The following is a 16,325-nucleotide window of genomic DNA, read 5'->3' as shown; positions in this document are numbered from 1 at the left end:
ACGCTCAAGATCGAATCGGCTCATTCGCTAAGGGAATCAGCGATTTCCTTGCGTGGCAAGGGCCTGGGTAATTACGTGCCGGCAACGTTGAAGTGGATCAGCCGGGAGAGCTCGCGCGAACGGCCGTTTCTGACGCTGAGAGACGCCGTCAAGGTCGCGATGCAGGAGCTTCGCAAGGGCGAGTTCCTCACGGCGTGCATCGTCACAGCGGAAGAGGCCTACCAGGGCGACGAGATCGTCGAGCTGTTCCAACGAGGCAAGATCGTGGCAAAGCGGTTCGCGCTGTTCTGATCTTGGATTGTGTGCCGACGGGAAATCGCCATGCCGAATGTTGATCTTCGTAGCGGAACCTGGCTGAACCGGCCTGCCGGTGTGAAGGCCGAACGCGACCGACTCGTCGTCACCACGGAGGCCGGCACCGACTTTTGGCGCCATACTCACTACGGCTTCATCCGCGATACCGGACATTTCCTCGGCTTTGATGTGGGCCCGAGCTTTTCCGCCGAGATCCGCATCTGTGCCCACTACGAGACCCTTTACGATCAGGCCGGATTGATGCTTCGGGCGGCGCCTGAACTCTGGGTGAAGGCCGGGGTGGAGTTCAGCGATGGCTGTCCGCGTCTGGCCGTTGTCGTCACCGATCATCGGTCGGACTGGTCGCTGTCAGGGGCGCCCAACGAGCTTTCTGACCTTCGGCTGCGTATGACGCTGAAGGACGAGGCGCTGCGCATCCAAGCCTCGACAGATCACCGTACCTGGACGCTGCTGCGCCTCACGCCTTTTGCGAGTCATGGACGGCCGCTCAGGGTTGGTCCGATGTGCTGCACGCCAGAGCGTGCCGGCCTCGATGTCGAGCTGTCTGACCTCAGCATCGGACCTGCCAACACGGCAGACCTCCACGACACGTCAGGAATTGCGGCGAATACAACTCAAATTGATTGACCACTTAGATTAAGATTTACCATTATCAAAAATGTCGACGTGAGTCCGCGTATTAGACAATGCCATTAATACAGACGTAATCGGCCAGCTCTAGGTCTTTATCATCCCTAAGAGTGACTGGCTTGTGAACGAGTGCTGTCGGAGAGTGTCATGAATAATCTTGTCGCGCGCTTTATCGGAAATGAGTCTGGAGCGACGGCCATTGAATACGGCCTGATTGCGGGATTGATAAGCGTTGTCATCATCGCGGCCCTAACCTCGATCGGAACTAAGCTTAATACTAAGTTTACCAGCATCTCGGCTGGTCTGAACTAATACCAGGGCCCAGGGCTGTGACTCGGGAGGGATTTCCTGATCGGGGTTGAGCAAATTTTTCGGCGTGAGGAGAATTCGCGCCATGGACAGCGTTGATCTTGCGAACGGACTATTCGGCGGCTTCTCTGCGACGGCTCACGACGACGACCCGGAATGGGAACCAGAGCCGGCGGCTGCGGTCCTGGATGGGATGAACCGGCAGACGCTGCGCGACTGCGTACACCGGCCCAATGCGCAGGGCCCCGACGGTCTTTTGTAAGCGGTGCGAGCGGGGCACGGGTTTATGGGGTGCGTCGTTTTGATCTGGTGGCGGGCTTCGCCTTGAATCGGGTTGGCATCCAGTACCGGCGAAGGGCCTGAATCGAGATGGTGATTTCGGGCCAGAGTTCTCGTGCCATGGCCTGGGCGATGGGATCGTTGCCGATGAGCGGGTGCAGAAGGGATTGCCCTCTGTCGTCGGTGCAGTAGGCCAAGATGGGCAGCAGATGAAACAGGTCGGGGCTGCCTCGGGTCATGATCTTGGACCAGGCCTTGAGGTTCAGTTTCATGGCGGCATGGAAGCCCCTGGCCCAAGGCCCGGGATCCACATCGCCGTTGGGGGCTTGAGCAAAGAGGGGCTGGAACAGCTTGGGCTCGGTCGCCAGAGCCTCGCTGATGGCGTTGTGTCTGAGGACGACGGCTGAGATTGCGGCATAGTCCGCCGTGCCGCCGTGATTGAAGGCATCGGGTCCAACCCCGAGCAAGGGGCAGATCCAGTCTAGGGGATCCAGGGACAGCGGGCCGGCGACGATCGCGGCGATGAAGCCGTCGAGCATCGACAGGCTTTGAGCGGCGGGACGCGGATCCGTCTTGGCGCGCAGCCAGCGATCGAGTTCGTCCTGGGGCATGGCCGCCGCCGCCGCGGCGTGAGCGGAGGCCGAAGAGGGAGCGAGGGGCTTGCCCGTCCTCACGCGGCGGCTTTTTCGATCGCCGCGGCGGCCTCCCGAGCGGCTTTCCAATTCCAGGCGAGGAGCCGGTCGAGCTGATGGGATTTGACCTCTCCGGAGACGACCATTTCCAAGGCGTCCGCCAGCCAGGTGTAGGGATCGACCCCGTTCAATTTGGCGGTGTTCAGCAGCGAGGCCAGGATCGCCCAGGATTCGGCGCCTCCGTCGTTGCCGGCGAAGAGGCTGTTCTTCCGGCCGAGACCGATCGGACGCATCGAACGCTCCACGGTGTTGGTGTCGACCTCGATGCGCCCATCATCGAGGAAGCGGGTCAGCCCCGTCCAATGGCCGAGCGCATATTTGATCGCCCCGGCGAGCGGGGAGATGGCCGAGATCTCCGTCAGCGTCTGCGTGAGCATGGTCTTCAACCTCACCATGATCGGCGCCGTCTCGGCCCGACGACCGGCGAGCCGGTGCTCGGCGCTGGTGCCGCGCAGCCTCGCTTCGATCTCATAGAGGGGCTCCGTGGGAATCTCTGCAATGAGACACGCTAAGGGAAGACGAAGTTCTTGGAATTGAAGCGGTTGGCGCGGATCGGGCGGTATCGTTCGAGGGGGTGGTCAATCTCGTTCCAAATATAGTCGCCGGTCAGCGCGATGTGGCTCCAAGGTTGCGGCGCGACCTGGGCGAGGAGCGCGTCGGGGATTGTGGTTCCCTAGACACTCGTGGTGTCGATGGCTTCGGTCAGCGACCGGAAAGCGACGCCGCGCTGTTTCGGCTCCTCGACGATACGGATCAGATGCAACAGTGATCGGCCGAGCCGATCGAGCTTCCATACGATCAGCACATCGCCATCGCGCAGATCGGCCATACATACTTTCAGGCCGGTCGGTCGTCACGCGCGCCCGACGCTTTGTCCTGGTGCAGATGTCGCTCGTCCGCACCCGCGGCGATGAGGGCATCGCGTTGCAGATCGACCGACTGGCGCTCGTCACTGGTGGAAATTCGCATGTAACCGACCAGCATGTGCGACAAACCTGAAATCAGAGGTTCTCGCACACCGTCGCGAGCCGATAGGGTTTGTCGCACGAAATCTGACGGGTTTTCGGGGGGCGTTGATCGGCCCCGCGCCGGGCACGACAATCACTTGTTTCCCGTCACCGCCAAACCGCCTCGCCTTAGCGTGTATCGTTGAAGAAATTCCCACGCAGCCCCATAGACCATCGCGATCCGCTCGATGACCGCCTGGGCGGTGAGCGATGGCGTCGATTTATATACGTCGACGAATTTGCGTCGGGCGTGAGCGAGACAGAAGGCCAGTTGGATCGGGCCTGGGGCGCGGTCGGCCTTCGCCAGCGCCTTGTAGGCGCTGTAGCCGTCGACCTGGAGGATCCCTTGATAGCGGGCCAATTGGTCCTTGATCTCGCGATGGCCGCGTCCTTGAGCGAACACATAGGCCACCGCCGGCGGCGCCGGACCCTGCCAGGGGCGATCATCGACCGAATGGGCCCAGAACTGGCAGATCTTGACCTTTCCGCGCCCCGGATCGAGCACCGGCATCCGGGTCTCGTCACAGAACACCCGCGGATAGGAATGGATGACCTCGAGTTGACGCTCGTAGAGCCCTGACAGCCACCAAGCCGCCCGCTTGACCCACAGCGCCAAGGTCGAGCGATCCAGGGTCACGCCCTGACCGGCCAGGATCTGGGCCTGCCGATAGAGCGGGACAAACCAGGCGAACTTCATAGTCACCACATGGGTGATGAGCGCTGTCGTCGCCATGCCGCCGGCGATTGGCCGCGCGGGCGCGGGCGCTTGCACGATGGCCCCTTCGCACGCCCGGCAGCCGTAGGCGGGACGGATGGTGCGCAGCACCCGTAGGATCGCCGGGACGATGTCCAGGGTCTCGCTGACCTCCTCGCCGATCTTGTGGAGCCGACCGGCGCAGCAGGAGCAATCCAGGCTCTCTGGCTCGATTACCCGATTGATGCGCGGCAGGTGCTTGGGAAGCGCGCCGACATTCCGCCGGGCGGTCTTGCGCGCCCCCCGCGCCACGGCCGCGGGCCGGGTATCGTCATTGGCGGCCGGCGGTGGCGTCACTAAACTCACATCATCCAGATCGAGCGCCATTTGACTCTCGAAAAGAACATCCCGCCGTTCCGAACGCTGACCGAACACCAGGGCGTTGACGGTCTTCAACGCGGCTTGCAACTTCTCGATCTCGACCGCCTGGGCCAGCACCAGGGCGACCAGGAGGTCGGGGTCACGGGGAAGATCCTCAGGGGCGAGCGCCATGCCTCATGGTTAGCCCAACAGACCGGAATTATCCATCAAAACCAACATGATCAGCCCACACGCAGAGGCCTTTTCACAGGCTGCGGCACGGCCTTCGTCCAGTCCAGCCCGTCAATCAGCATCGTGAATTACGCGGTACTCAGATGGACCGCGCCATCGCGGATCGGCGGCCAGGTGAAGCGACCAGTCTCCAGCCATTTGGAGACCAGGACCATCCCGCTGCCATCCCAGGCGATCAACCGCAAGCGGTCCGCGCGCTTCGAGCGGAAGACGAAAATCGTCCCGCAATAGGGATCGGACCGCAGCGCCTCCGCCACGAGGGAGACCAGACCATGGACACCTTTTCGAAAATCGATCGGGCGCGAGGCCAGCATAACCTTCAAACCCGCATGCGGCGTGATCACTGCGTTCCTCGCATCGCCGCCAGCACCGTTCTCAAGGCGGCTCCATCCACCGAGCCGCTGAGGCGGATCCGAACACCGCCCATGTCGATCTCGATCATGCCCGGAGGCGAGATCTCCAGCCGCGCAGCAACAGGCGCCTCGTCCGTCACCGCAATCGGAACGAAGTGGAGCGTCTCGACGCGCCCTTTCTCCCGCGCACGGCGCCGCCAATGGTGGAGAAGTCCAAGGCTCACCCCATGACGTCGCGCCACCTCGGACACGCTCACGTCCGGCGCAAAACTCTCCGCCGTGATCCGCGTCTTGGCATCCGCCGGCCATCGACGACGGCGCTCGGTGCCGGTGATGATCTCAATGCGGCGGTAGCGCCCATCATCCCGACCGGCTTGCGCACTGTGCTGATGACTGTGCGAAACCCCATTCGCACCGGTCTTCTCGTTCCCTCGTCCCATCGCGTTGTCCTGCAAGGTCACCGATCAGGACAGCAGCATCACGCATCACAGACCCCGAAAAAAGGTGGGGCGCTCGCGCCGCTTACGGTCTTTTGGACGGCTGGTCCAAGGGTCCCGAGCCGCGCCTCTACGATCGGACTCAGCTTGTGGACGATCCGCAATATCGAGGGTGCACGCAATGTGACTATGCTGCGGCCGGCACCGCGCGATGCTCGACAGGTTCTTCGGACAGAATTGTCACGATCTGGTCGGCGGACACCGGCCGGCCAAACAACCAACCCTGTCCGATATCGCAGCCAAGATCGCGCAAAAGACCCGCGATGGTCTCAGTCTCGATCCCTTCCGCGACCGTCACAAGGCCCAGACTTCGACCCAGTCCCACCACGGCGGAGACGATCTTGCCGCTGTCAATGTTGTCGGCCATCCCAGCCACAAAGCCCCGGTCGATCTTGATCTTGTCGAAGGGCAGCGATTGCAGGTGCCTCAGGCTGGAGTAGCCCGTGCCAAAGTCGTCAATGGCAAGGCGCACACCCAAGACTTTGAGCTGTCCGAGCGACGCCCGGGCGAGGGCGAGGTCGCCGACGAGCGCACTTTCAGTGACCTCGAGTTCGAGACGGCTTGGAAGGAGACCTGTCTCATTGAGGACGGCGCGAATAGCCCCAGGGAGACCAGGGTCACAGAGCTGCACCGGCGACAGATTGCAGGCGAGTGTGAGGGCATGCGGCCAGCTTGTGGCTTCTCGGCAGGCCTGCCGCATCAGGCCTTCCGTCAGGGCGCCGATGAGGCCGAGATCCTCGGCAAGCGGAATGAAGACGTCCGGCGGCACCATCCCACGGGTTGGGTGGGGCCACCGCGCCAACATTTCGAACCCGACCAGCGCCCCGGTCCGGAGATCGACCAGCGGCTGGTAATGGGGAACGACCACGTCCTGGGCAACAGCCTGCCGCAGGTCGCGCTCGAGCAAGACCCGCGACCGCATTTCCACATCCATTTCGGGTTCGAAAATGCGGACGCATCGGCGACCATCGAGCTTCGCCCTCGACAGGGCGACGTCAGCTCGGTGCATGAGGTCGCTCACCGTTATCAAGGGCGGGTCCTGGATCGAGATGCCGACGCTGGCACCAATCTGGACCGCGCTGCCGTGAATGACGAACGGATCCGCAAGGATCGTGACGATGCGTGCCGCTACAGCGTCCGCCTCGTTCCCTGACTGCAGCAGGGTCCCGTCCTGGCCGAGCACAAGCGCGAATTCGTCTCCCCCGAGACGAGCCAGCAGGTCGCCTCCACGTACAACGCCGCGCAGGCGAGCCGCGACCAGCTTCAGCACCTCGTCGCCGGCGTCGTGACCAAAGGTTTCATTGACGGATTTGAAACGGTCGAGATCGATCAACAGCAGGGCTCGGCCCTGGGGTGTCTGTTCAGCCAGGATGACCTCAGCCGCTTCGTAGAACCGCTGGCGGTTCGGCAGGCCGGTGAGGATGTCGGTACGAGCCACCGTGACGATGTGTGCCTGAGCCTTTTTGAGCCGCGCGCGCCACAGAACCCACAGGCCGGTTGCAACCAGCACCACGACCGCGAGCGCCAACCCCCATGCTTGGAGCCACGCGCGGTCGGTGAGCGCGTCAGTCCGGGCTGCGTTGAAAGCGGCGAGATCCTGTCCGAACCCATCGATGCCCGACGCGTAAACATCCTTGAGATAGGCGAATTCCGGTCCATCGAGCAGCGCGCGTGCGGATGCGAGATCACCGCCCTTGGCAAGCGAAAGCGCACGCCGTTCCATGGTGACGAGGTCGCGGTGGGCCTCGCCGGTGGTGCTGGCCAGTGCCCCACGGGTCTCCGGCGAGGCCAGCTCGGCTGCCTCTGCGATGGCCGCATCGAGCTTCGGGAGCGCTTCGTTGTAGCGGTCCGCCCAGTGGTGCTCGCCCGTGGCAACGGCGAGGCGCGCGGACGCGGTCAACCATTCATCGAGATAAGCGATGCTGCCGCGCAGCTCCGCGACCCGAAGCGCCTGTTGGCTGGCCGTCCTGGCCTCGTCGCGAAGCTGCCTGCCAGTGCAGCCGAGGCCGACGACGAGCGACACTGCCGCCAGTAGAGTTCCAGACACAAGCAGCCGGCCGAACCGCTTCTCCAGCAGGTGGGTCGGCCATGCATCGACGTGATTTGGGAGCAAGCGCATGATGCGATGATGCGCTCAGATCCTTTCGGCCCCCTGCGCGGCCGGAGTTTTAGTCAACTATGCCAAAGCGTGCCTTAACGAGGCCGAGACATTGCCATTCGGAGACGCCGCAAATTCCGTGGTCCGCTTGAAGAACTCGGCCGCTTGTTGAACCCGACAGTGCGCGCCGGTGAGGAAGGCTTTCGAAGTCTTTCAGACGTTCTCCTTCAGTTTCCGCAGCCAATAGCCGATGCCCCTGACGGTCTCGATTGTGATGCCAGGGTCGATCTGACTGAGCCGCCGCCGCAGGCGCGACATCACGAGCTCAACGGCGTTGGTTGAGATCACCTCCCCAAAGCCCGACATGGCGACCTCGATCTGATTTTTCGGCACGACGCAATCGGCATGGCGGAGCAGCAATGCGAGCAAGGAGCGTTCCCGTGGGGGCACCCCTACGATGTCGCCTCCAACGCGGATCGACCCGGAGCCGGGATCGAATTGGAGACGGCCGAACTCGATCCTGTCTGCTGAGCGCGAGCTGCTTCGTCGTAGCAGGGCGCGACACCGCGCCAGGACCTCGCTGGGATTGAGAGGCTGCATCAGAACATCGTCGGCGCCGCAGTCGAGCGCATCGATACGATCCTCGATCGACCCCCGTGCGGTGAGAACGAAGACCGGCACGGATGAGCCGTGTGCCCGCAGGGATGTGATCAAGGACCTGCCATCGCCGTCAGGCAGGCCGAGATCGACGAGAATGAGATCATAGGCGGTTGATCGCCAGGCCTCGAGGGCCGCAACGATCGTGCCGGCTGCATCCAGCATCCAACCCACACGACGGATAGGTTCGGTCAGCAGATCGCCAAGGTGTGTCCCTCCCTCCACCAGCAGCAATCGCATTCCAAACCTCCGGCCGGACGCGGCCAACTTGCGTCCCATGCAGCGACGTCGCAATGCGATCTTCTGACATGGGAAAAGCCACGCGTCTCAGGTGTTTACGATGCGTAGCAGAGGAGACGACGTCTCCAGATCGCGTTCCGTGGTTCGTGTCCACTGGGTTTGATTCCGGCCGGCTGCTTTTGCCTCATAGAGTGCAGCATCTGCGCTTCGATAAAGGTCGTTGCATGTGGTGTGGGGCCGACGCCCACCATCCGAAGAGGCCACTCCGATGCTCACCGTGACAGCACCTGCGCCGATGCCGACGGGCCAGAGCCTGCAAGCGGCAATTTCGCTGTGGACCTTCTCCGCAATCCGCAAAGCACCGGCGAGGTCGGTCTCAGGCAAGAGCAGCGCGAACTCCTCCCCACCCAGGCGGCACACGAGATCCTCATCGCGATGCACGGTGCTCATGAGGCAGCGGGCCAAGCCTCTGAGAACATCATCGCCTACTTGATGGCCATACCGATCATTGAAGCGCTTGAAGTGATCGGCATCGACAATCAACAGCGACAGCGGTCTTCCTGTGTGGGCGGCGGCGCTCCACGCATGAGGCAATGCCTCATCGAACCGACGACGATTGGAAAGTCCTGTCAAACCGTCGGTCAGCGAGAGGCGGGCGAGTTCAGCCTGCATGGCCGTGCGATGACGGAGCTCGCGTCCAACCCACAAAGCGAGGATGATCGTGAGCCCACATAAAACGAGCGAGGTGCCACCGATGATCCAGGCCTTCGTACGCCACTCGGCCTCGATATCGGCAGTTGCCAGGGCAACATTGAGGATGAGCGGCAGATCCCCAATGTGCGTAAACGCATAATGGCGTTCGACCTTGTCGCGAACGGAGACGGCCGTGAAGCTGCCACTTCTGTCCCGGGCAAATCGCTTGAAATCGGGTGCTGCGGCGATGCTCGTTCCAATGTCCGCCTCGACAAAGGGGTAGCGCATGATGCGTGTCCCATCGTCGCGATAAAGGTTGATGGCGCCATTCTGACCCAGGCCAATCCGGTCGAACAAGCGCATGAAATAGGACAGCTTCAGCGTCCCCATCGCGACGCCTCCAAACGAGCCGTCAGGCTTGTTGATCCGCCGGCTCAACGCGATCATGGGAACGCCCGTCAGGCGCGAGATCAGCGGTTTGCTGATGTAGAGGCCTTGATCGCGATTGGTTTTATGGATCTGGAAGTACTCGCGGTCGGCGTAATTGGCTGTGCGGGGTTGCGCCGCGTTAGCGTCATCGATGATGTTGCCGCTTTCGTCGAGCACCAGCATCACACCCATGTCGCTCGCGCTTGCGGCGCGATCGAAAAGAATAAGCTGGCGCAGTACCGGACTCAGATCGGCAAGGCCGGGCGCTTTCAGATTGTCGACCACGCCACGAAGAGAGAGATCGTAGATCTCGATGTTGCGGGCGATATCACGCTCGATCACCTGCAGGAGGTTTTGGGATGTCTGCTCCGCCCTGTCCCATGTGTCGCGGCGCAGGTCGAGCAGCATGAGCCCCGAAATCAAGAGCATGCCGAGTGGACCGACGACGCCCAGCACGATCCACACTTGGGCAGACTGAAGATACCGAAGTAGGCGGCGCAACAGGATCACTGCCGATCCCTTCAGTGAGCTTCATCCCGTCACTTGTGTCATGGAAGATCCTAACGAGGGTTCACACGCAACGGTCAAAGGCCCTGGGATCGCTCAAGAGAGGTTCAGACTCAGGCCGACGAACGGAAGGTAAAGAGGGGGTCGGATCATGCAGCCGATGCTGCTGATCAGCACGAGGACGCGAAAGACTTTGTGGCCAACGCTGCGCGGCGCATGAAATCCCCGCTTGTGTCGATCACGTCCTGGTAGTTCCGGCCGAGCCGATCGACCCACCGCACCACCAGGACGTCTCCCCTCCAAAGCATGTCGAACCACCGGCACCCCTGATGCCGCTCAACAAGCCGCGTCGAGATACCTGATACGCCCTCATCCGTCACCCACGTTCCCTGCATCGACTAGGGCGAAGCTGTCGGGCTCTTTGGTGGCCGAACTACCACGCTGCGAGCGCGCGAGGTCGCACCGATGTCCGACCCATGATGCCACTCTCTGCGGCAGCAGCTGTCACTTGCTCAAATGCGCGACTTGGATGGCCTGATTGAACATAGCGGACAGCGCGGCGGTGATGTCAGATGCCGAACTGGCCGTGTAGAAGAATCCTGAGCTTGCGCAGGCCTGAAGGTTACTGGAGACACCGGGAATAAGATTGTCAACAGTGATGGTTTCCGCTTGATTGCTGCTCCCCACGGCAAGTGTCACGTATGGAATATATAGGATCGATAGCGTAATGCCCGCAGACTTCAGCTGCGAACAATAGCTTCTGCTGAAGATCTGAGGGGAAGATCCATCAAAACCTGAAGTTACTGCCTTGCCGTTACTGCCAACGTAGCTCGTGAAAAGAGTGTTGGGATCCCCCACATAGCGGTAAGACGAGCCAGATTTTGACGAGTAATGCTGCCCGTTGTCCATACCGTCCGTGATCAGAAACACGAACGGCTTGGAATTGACGGCCGAAGACCCGTCGCCGACGGGCGACACCAAGGCCTGCATCCCCGGCAAGGCAGATTCGAAGTGGGTCCCGCCACTGCCGGTTCCGGTCGTCGGGTCGTTCCCAGAGTAGAATTGCGTAACGCCCGGATCCAGGAGCGAGGTCAGCGCCATTGGTGGGCTGGAGGAGCAATCGGCCGTTGATTGAAGCGATGGGATGTTGGTCGTCAGGGCCGCTAAAGTCGCAACCTGATTGATGAAGGGGTAGATACCAACCCGGTACTGGTTCGGGACGGCGGGTGAAGCGGCGCGGGACAGCAACTGACAGATCGCATTATTGACCGCGCCGGATCGCAGCTGGATCGGCGTCGTCAGCACTTGCTTGTCGTTGACGTAGGTGCCGTTGCTTGCCTTCTTTTTTGTATATCCGGTCGTGGCGATGTTGTAACCCCAGGCGCCGGCACTCTCCGTGGCGAGCTTAGGGTCGGAGAAATGGCACGCGAACTGACAGCCGCCGTTCACGTTGGCAAGGGTTGTCTGGTCGGCAGCCGCGGTCGGAATGCCCATGGAACCGGATTCGTCTACGAAGAGATAGAAATCGAGGTAGCTGGGTACGTCGGCCCGTGCAGCCGAAGTTCCGGCCACATTCAGCGCCGGCGTGCCGAACATGCGCCCAAACTGGGCCGTCGTCACCGAGCTGTAGGACACGTTCGAAGCGAAAGTCTGCCCGGTGCGAGTCAGGGTGATGACCGGCGTGGGAACAGTGGCGATCTTCAAGCCAGCGGCATTGACCGCGAAAGCGCGCTTGGCTTGGTCGAGTCCGGCCGCGGTGGCGTCAGCGGTGACATTGCTATCTGACGAGTTCGCGGCCACATAGGCTTTCGCAGTCGCCACGGCTGCCAGGGCCGCCGCATCGGCTGCGGCATCCAGCTTGGATTTGGTACTGAGCGCAATACCGTAGTCCACGCCCAGCCCCACCATACCGATCATCGGAACGAGGCTGAGGGCGAACAGAATGCTGATGTTGCCGCGGCGTTCGCGCGCAAAAGCCCTCAGCCGCCTAGCTGCACCGCGAAGGGCGACGTTTAGCTGCATGTCGAGGCGATCCCGTCGCTGTTGGCCGTGTCGAAGTCTAGGTCCGTGGCGTAGAGCGGCTGCACGAAAGCCGATCTGGTGATCGTGACCGACTGAGCAGTCCATCCCCAAAGGTGAGGTTGAAGGTGAAAGATACGACGACAGCGATGATGAACCCTGGCCCGTAGAGTGAGCTCGGCAGGTTGAGACGGTTGTAAGGGGCCGCATTGTCCACCGGCGCCTGTTGCCGAAGGCATAGCGTGGCGGCATCGTCGCTGAAGTTGATGTCGGTCGCGCATCAATATTGCTCGTTCCGGAAGGCTGCCGTCGCCATGGCCAAATACGCGGGAGACCCATTGTAGGTTTGACTGCTCAGGAGGGTCGTGACGACGGATGGCAGGAACGTGATCGGATAGATGATCTGCAGGTATTCGTACGAACCTTGCGTCCCGACATTGTACTGCGCAGAACCGTTGGATAATGGGGGGATGACAAGTCCCGTCGCGCTACTATTAAGAAAGGCATAGTAGCCGCCGGGATTGACGCCCTTGGTGACGGTCCGCACGTTCACGATGACATCGTTGCAGGAGAAGATCGCCGGGAGGTAAGAGCAGACGACCTTTACGCGAAAATCGGTGCTGCTATAGGCGTTCTGCTGGACGGTGCCGTTCATGATCTGCCGGGCCGCCTTGCTGGTGGCATAGTCGAGTTGCTGCTGCAGAAACAGCACAAGGCCGACCGAGAGTGTCAGCAGGACGCACAAAACGAACATCAGCGACACCAACGCGAATTCCACAGCTGTTGCGCCGCTGTGATCTGCGGTCAGACGTCGGACGTGGTGCGCTACAATCGATGACAGGGCGATCGGCTCCGAAGCCTGAGGCCAGGCTAGACCTTACCGGTAGAACCCTTGCCAATTGCTTAGAGTCAGAAGCTCGCGCTTGCAGGCATTGTGGTGTGCACCCCGTTTCACCGGACAGGTGGCGGGTTGGATTAGGCACTCAGCCGCATTCCATCCCTACAGCCGATACTTGACCTGGTCGGTCCAGAAACGCTCCAAACGGGCGAGGCAGATGTTGAGCTGGGCGAACTCCTCGGCCGAGATGCCGCCGATCTGTTCCACGGTCATGACGTGCTTCTCATAGAGCGCCGCCACGATCTCGTGAACCTCCTTGCCTTTTTCGGTCAGGCTGATGCGGACCGAGCGCCGGTCGACGCGCGATCGCGCGTGATGCAGGAAGCCCATCTCAACAAGCTTCTTGACGTTGTAGGACACGTTTGAACCGAGGTAGTACCCCCGGGTGCGCAGCTCGCCGGCCGTGAGTTCCTTGTCACCGATATTGTAGAGAAGAAGCGCCTGGACCGAATTGATGTCGCTCCGGCTTTTGCGGTCGAACTCGTCCTTGATCACGTCGAGAAGCCGGCGATGCAGGCGTTCGACCAGGGTCAGGGATTCGAGATAGGCTGGGCGGACATCGGCAAGTCGACCACTGCGGATTGGCGCGGGAGCGATCTTGGCTGCGGTGTTCATGTCATGCCTCGAACTCAGAGCGCTTATCTCGCGCGGTCTCTCACATTGTCTTGACGTTACGATCCGCTTGTAAAATCTACTCTAAAGAACAGAATGAACATCCTCTTTATCCAGCTCGCCTGCACTATAGTAAATCAATGGAAGCGGCTCCAATCGATTTAAAACGGGTAGAGGCTCACTGCCTCAGGTCCTGGATCCCTAGCTCGCGCCACATCCAGCCAAAGTCGTAGGTGACCATGGGATCGGTCGGATCGTTATGGCTGGCCGAGCGGTTCTCCAGGAACTTTAGCCAGTCTGCGACCTTTTCGCGTCCTTCGGCCGTTTTGACCGCGGCGCGAGGGGCGACATCGCCGATCATGCCGACGGGTTCGTCCAGGGTCTCGCGGTATTGCTTGTCGAGCATCGCGTGAACGATTGGCGTCGCGATCTCAGGGGGGATAGAAGATGCCCCCGCGGGCTGGCCTTGGGAGGATTCGCGCATCTGATCGACGGTCTGGATTTCGGTCAACGGCGTCAGGACGCGGTTGCCGAGAACCTCCTGCAGCATCGCCGTTCCCCGGGCCGCTCGCGCGGCCGAGTTGACCATCAGCAGGAGGGATCGCTCCTTCAATTCGATGTTGCCGAGGACTGGTCTGCCGTCGTCCATGGTCACGTCGAGCGACATGGCGCCCTGATCCTTGCCGTCTCGCGTCTGTGGCGAGTCGCCCAGCCAGTTCCAGAACGTTTCGCTTTCCCGACGAAGATCCTGAAGTGTGTCGAGCCGCGTACCGATCTCCTTCTGGGTCATCCTGATGGCCAATGGAAAGCGAACGGTGTGGAAGACAATCTCCTCACCGTCACGGTTCTGCAGCACCGGCTGCTCTTCCCCGAGCGCCTTGGGGAGGACGTCAAACAACCAGGCCAGGGTGAATAAGGGTGCGGCTGTCTGAAGCTTGTCATCCATGAAAGGTGAAGAGAGACTGTCTTTGTCCAAGCTGTCGTGGATGCCGTCCAGCAGCATGGTGGCAGCCTCGGATGAGAACGGGAGAAGGCCGCCGGCGAACACATGGCCGTCGCGCTGTGGCACGATCCGGGCCGCGATCTTGTCCCACGGCTTCAATGTGTGGGTCGTCGACCGTTCGCTGACCACGATGGGCTCGCCGGCGCGGATCAGGTCGCGGGCCCGAAGCGATTGCCCGGGAACAATCTCGCTCACCTCATAGAGGCTCATGACTGAGGTGCGCAGCTCCTTCATGTAGGCTTTGGTCCGCGGGGTCTCCTTCCATCCGCGCCGTTTGAGGTAGTCCTCGACGAGGTTACGTCCGTCCGGCTCGAGATCGCGGGTGAGGAAATCCTCGAAGGCGCAGCCCCAGAGGGTCATGGCCCAAGCGTCGTCGAGCAGATCTTCGATGTCGTCATGGGTCAGATCGAACGCGTCCATGGCCGGGCCAAAGTGTTCGTCGAGGACGGCGTGGAACGGCTCTTTCCAGTCCTCGCGGGCGAGGAACTTCATCAAGCCCATCAGGTCATGATCCTTGTGCATGGAAACTCTTGATTTGGCGAAGCGCGGCCTTGTGCATCGGATCCTACCGCGGGGGCGGTACAGTCCTGCAACTGTCATTCTTCCTCATCGTCCCATGGCAGGTGGGTGACAATCCAGATGGCAGCTGTGAGGAGACCGGCGAGCAAGAGCACCTGCGCTATCATGGCCAGTAGTGAGCTTAAACTGGTCATGCCCTCGCGACCCTCCCCGGCATAGCTCCGCCTTTGATGCAGTCGCCTTCCGGCGACTTTTGCAGCCTGATTGCGGTCAGCTTGTCAGGAGGAGAGGGGTTTGCGTCGTTGCATGGCTTCTTTGAATCGATTGAGTGCCTCATCGAGGGGTGTCTTGGTTTGCACCAAGTCGCGCCGACGAGGCGCGTCCGTTAGAGAAATCTCTTGTTTTGGGGTTCCTGACGGCAAATCGGTTTTACAACAGATCCAAGAGCGCACCGGCCTACTCTGCCCTGATGTGGGCGCGGTTGAGGCCCCCGGATCGGCGAAACTATAAGCATTGGACGTCCGGATGACGCGCTTTCGCCAGCCGATGACGGGATCGTAGACCTTGATGCGGGCCAGGCGGTTCACCCAGGTGAGCAGCCCTGCCCGCTCCAGCATGTGGATGGCTTCTCCCACGGTCGAGGGGGCGCAGCCGGCCGCCTCAGCGATCCTGGCATAGCCCGGGAAGCAAAGGCCGCTCCTGGCGTTGTGGAAGCCCCACAGCAGCCTTTCCAGCACCGCATAGGCCTTGGCCGTAATGGCCCCGTAGGCCCTGCCCTTCTCGCTCCGACGCATCAGCGCGCGGGCCAGCACCATCAGGCGAGCCTTTGCATTCCTGTCCATGGGCACAGGTCGCCCGTCGCCGAAGAGCTTCTCGCGCCCCCGGCCTGATCTTTTCAGCATGTCCCCTGCCCTCATCAGGGCTGCGGAGCGACAAAACGATCTCGGTCGGAAAAGCGAGCGCTTTTCCGTTGACTCCCGGTTAGGAGCTATGAGACCTTCGCGACTGTTCGGGACGCGTAAGCTCTCATCGATTTCAAGACCCCTGGGCCGGCAAGCCTGGGGGTCTTCTCGTTTCAGCGCCTTAGTGCAGCGTTGGCTTTCTCCTTTTCGGCACGCGACTCGACTGGCGAAGCAGCGTCACCGAAGTGGCCATGAGGAATGCGCGCAGTCCGATTGTCAAACCGCCACCCTCTCGCTCGTCACGCTAAACGATGGTCACGTGACCAAGTCGTCACTCTCTAGCGCCGTCGCGTGGATCAA

14 protein-coding genes and 5 pseudogenes are annotated in these 16,325 nt (G+C 61.4%); 4 read left to right on the top strand and 15 right to left on the bottom strand.

Annotated features, from left to right (window positions below; genetic code table 11):
• The 4 genes and pseudogenes from M8523_RS33760 to M8523_RS33745 form a co-directional block, all read left to right on the top strand.
• The coding region (locus M8523_RS33760) for a hypothetical protein (RefSeq protein WP_282589216.1) at positions 1–291 on the top strand (291 nt) is incomplete at its 5' end.
• A gap of 30 nt (positions 292–321) precedes the next feature.
• Entirely contained in the window at positions 322–942 is a 621-nt protein-coding gene (locus M8523_RS33755) for a DUF1349 domain-containing protein (protein WP_282589215.1), read from the top strand.
• A 150-nt stretch (positions 943–1,092) separates the two neighbouring features.
• Complete coding sequence (locus M8523_RS33750; RefSeq protein WP_282589214.1) at positions 1,093–1,257, top strand: Flp family type IVb pilin; 165 nt, start codon at positions 1,093–1,095, stop codon at positions 1,255–1,257.
• Between the two features lie 92 nt (positions 1,258–1,349).
• A pseudogene (locus tag M8523_RS33745) lies at positions 1,350–1,510 on the top strand (IS630 family transposase); the annotation flags it as partial.
• Between the two features lie 28 nt (positions 1,511–1,538).
• On the opposite strand, the gene M8523_RS33740 reads toward M8523_RS33745, so the two are convergent.
• From M8523_RS33740 to M8523_RS33670, 15 genes and pseudogenes are all read right to left on the bottom strand, one after another.
• Positions 1,539–2,144, bottom strand: a complete 606-nt coding sequence (locus M8523_RS33740) for a UPF0149 family protein (RefSeq protein ID WP_282589213.1) — start codon at positions 2,142–2,144, stop codon at positions 1,539–1,541.
• Positions 2,145–2,203: 59 nt separating this feature from the next.
• A pseudogene (locus M8523_RS33735) lies at positions 2,204–2,701 on the bottom strand (IS66 family transposase); the annotation flags it as partial.
• A gap of 197 nt (positions 2,702–2,898) precedes the next feature.
• A pseudogene (locus M8523_RS33730) lies at positions 2,899–3,194 on the bottom strand (recombinase family protein).
• A gap of 132 nt (positions 3,195–3,326) precedes the next feature.
• On the bottom strand, positions 3,327–4,478 hold the full coding sequence (gene tnpC / locus M8523_RS33725) for an IS66 family transposase (RefSeq protein WP_282589212.1): 1,152 nt from the start codon (positions 4,476–4,478) through the stop codon (positions 3,327–3,329).
• 50 nt (positions 4,479–4,528) lie between these two features.
• Positions 4,529–4,852: pseudogene (gene tnpB, locus M8523_RS33720) on the bottom strand (IS66 family insertion sequence element accessory protein TnpB).
• 26 nt (positions 4,853–4,878) lie between these two features.
• Positions 4,879–5,331, bottom strand: coding sequence for an IS66-like element accessory protein TnpA (tnpA, locus tag M8523_RS33715; protein ID WP_282589211.1), 453 nt, complete (start codon positions 5,329–5,331; stop codon positions 4,879–4,881).
• Positions 5,332–5,515: 184 nt separating this feature from the next.
• Complete coding sequence (locus M8523_RS33710; protein ID WP_282589210.1) at positions 5,516–7,507, bottom strand: putative bifunctional diguanylate cyclase/phosphodiesterase; 1,992 nt, start codon at positions 7,505–7,507, stop codon at positions 5,516–5,518.
• Positions 7,508–7,699: 192 nt separating this feature from the next.
• Positions 7,700–8,383, bottom strand: a complete 684-nt coding sequence (locus tag M8523_RS33705) for a response regulator transcription factor (RefSeq protein WP_282589209.1) — start codon at positions 8,381–8,383, stop codon at positions 7,700–7,702.
• An 87-nt stretch (positions 8,384–8,470) separates the two neighbouring features.
• Entirely contained in the window at positions 8,471–10,015 is a 1,545-nt protein-coding gene (locus M8523_RS33700) for a sensor domain-containing diguanylate cyclase (protein WP_282589208.1), read from the bottom strand.
• Between the two features lie 197 nt (positions 10,016–10,212).
• A pseudogene (locus M8523_RS33695) lies at positions 10,213–10,392 on the bottom strand (recombinase family protein); the annotation flags it as partial.
• A 124-nt stretch (positions 10,393–10,516) separates the two neighbouring features.
• Positions 10,517–12,034 carry a pilus assembly protein TadG-related protein gene (locus M8523_RS33690; RefSeq protein WP_282589207.1) on the bottom strand — a complete coding sequence of 506 codons (1,518 nt, stop codon included), beginning with the start codon at positions 12,032–12,034 and terminating at the stop codon, positions 10,517–10,519.
• Between the two features lie 277 nt (positions 12,035–12,311).
• Positions 12,312–12,809 (bottom strand): TadE/TadG family type IV pilus assembly protein, encoded by a 498-nt coding sequence (locus M8523_RS33685; protein WP_282589206.1) that lies wholly within the window; start codon positions 12,807–12,809, stop codon positions 12,312–12,314.
• Between the two features lie 222 nt (positions 12,810–13,031).
• A complete protein-coding gene (gene ldtR, locus M8523_RS33680; protein ID WP_282589205.1) occupies positions 13,032–13,544 on the bottom strand; it encodes a transcriptional regulator LdtR in 513 nt (170 codons plus the stop codon).
• A 175-nt stretch (positions 13,545–13,719) separates the two neighbouring features.
• Positions 13,720–15,066 (bottom strand): DUF7986 domain-containing protein, encoded by a 1,347-nt coding sequence (locus tag M8523_RS33675; RefSeq protein WP_282589204.1) that lies wholly within the window; start codon positions 15,064–15,066, stop codon positions 13,720–13,722.
• Positions 15,067–15,341: 275 nt separating this feature from the next.
• Complete coding sequence (locus tag M8523_RS33670) at positions 15,342–15,965, bottom strand: helix-turn-helix domain-containing protein (protein WP_282589203.1); 624 nt, start codon at positions 15,963–15,965, stop codon at positions 15,342–15,344.
• Between the last annotated feature and the right edge of the window lie 360 nt (positions 15,966–16,325).

Source organism: Lichenifustis flavocetrariae, assembly GCF_026130545.1.
Lineage (GTDB): Bacteria > Pseudomonadota > Alphaproteobacteria > Rhizobiales > Beijerinckiaceae > Lichenihabitans > Lichenihabitans flavocetrariae.
The sequence above is the reverse complement of the archived record's forward strand: the minus strand, read 5'-3'. Positions and strand labels throughout refer to the sequence as shown.

Excerpts from the sequence above, each read along its gene's own strand:
- M8523_RS33675 (WP_282589204.1), bottom strand. The coding sequence starts at position 15,066 with ATGCACAAGGATCATGACCTGATGGGCTTGATGAAGTTCCTCGCCCGC.
- ldtR (WP_282589205.1), bottom strand. The coding sequence starts at position 13,544 with ATGAACACCGCAGCCAAGATCGCTCCCGCGCCAATCCGCAGTGGTCGA.
- tnpC (WP_282589212.1), bottom strand. The coding sequence starts at position 4,478 with ATGGCGCTCGCCCCTGAGGATCTTCCCCGTGACCCCGACCTCCTGGTC.
- M8523_RS33740 (WP_282589213.1), bottom strand. The coding sequence starts at position 2,144 with ATGCCCCAGGACGAACTCGATCGCTGGCTGCGCGCCAAGACGGATCCG.
- M8523_RS33755 (WP_282589215.1), top strand. The coding sequence starts at position 322 with ATGCCGAATGTTGATCTTCGTAGCGGAACCTGGCTGAACCGGCCTGCC.
- M8523_RS33705 (WP_282589209.1), bottom strand. The coding sequence starts at position 8,383 with ATGCGATTGCTGCTGGTGGAGGGAGGGACACACCTTGGCGATCTGCTG.
- M8523_RS33750 (WP_282589214.1), top strand. The coding sequence starts at position 1,093 with ATGAATAATCTTGTCGCGCGCTTTATCGGAAATGAGTCTGGAGCGACG.
- M8523_RS33710 (WP_282589210.1), bottom strand. The coding sequence starts at position 7,507 with ATGCGCTTGCTCCCAAATCACGTCGATGCATGGCCGACCCACCTGCTG.
- M8523_RS33670 (WP_282589203.1), bottom strand. The coding sequence starts at position 15,965 with ATGCTGAAAAGATCAGGCCGGGGGCGCGAGAAGCTCTTCGGCGACGGG.
- tnpA (WP_282589211.1), bottom strand. The coding sequence starts at position 5,331 with ATGGGACGAGGGAACGAGAAGACCGGTGCGAATGGGGTTTCGCACAGT.
- M8523_RS33690 (WP_282589207.1), bottom strand. The coding sequence starts at position 12,034 with ATGCAGCTAAACGTCGCCCTTCGCGGTGCAGCTAGGCGGCTGAGGGCT.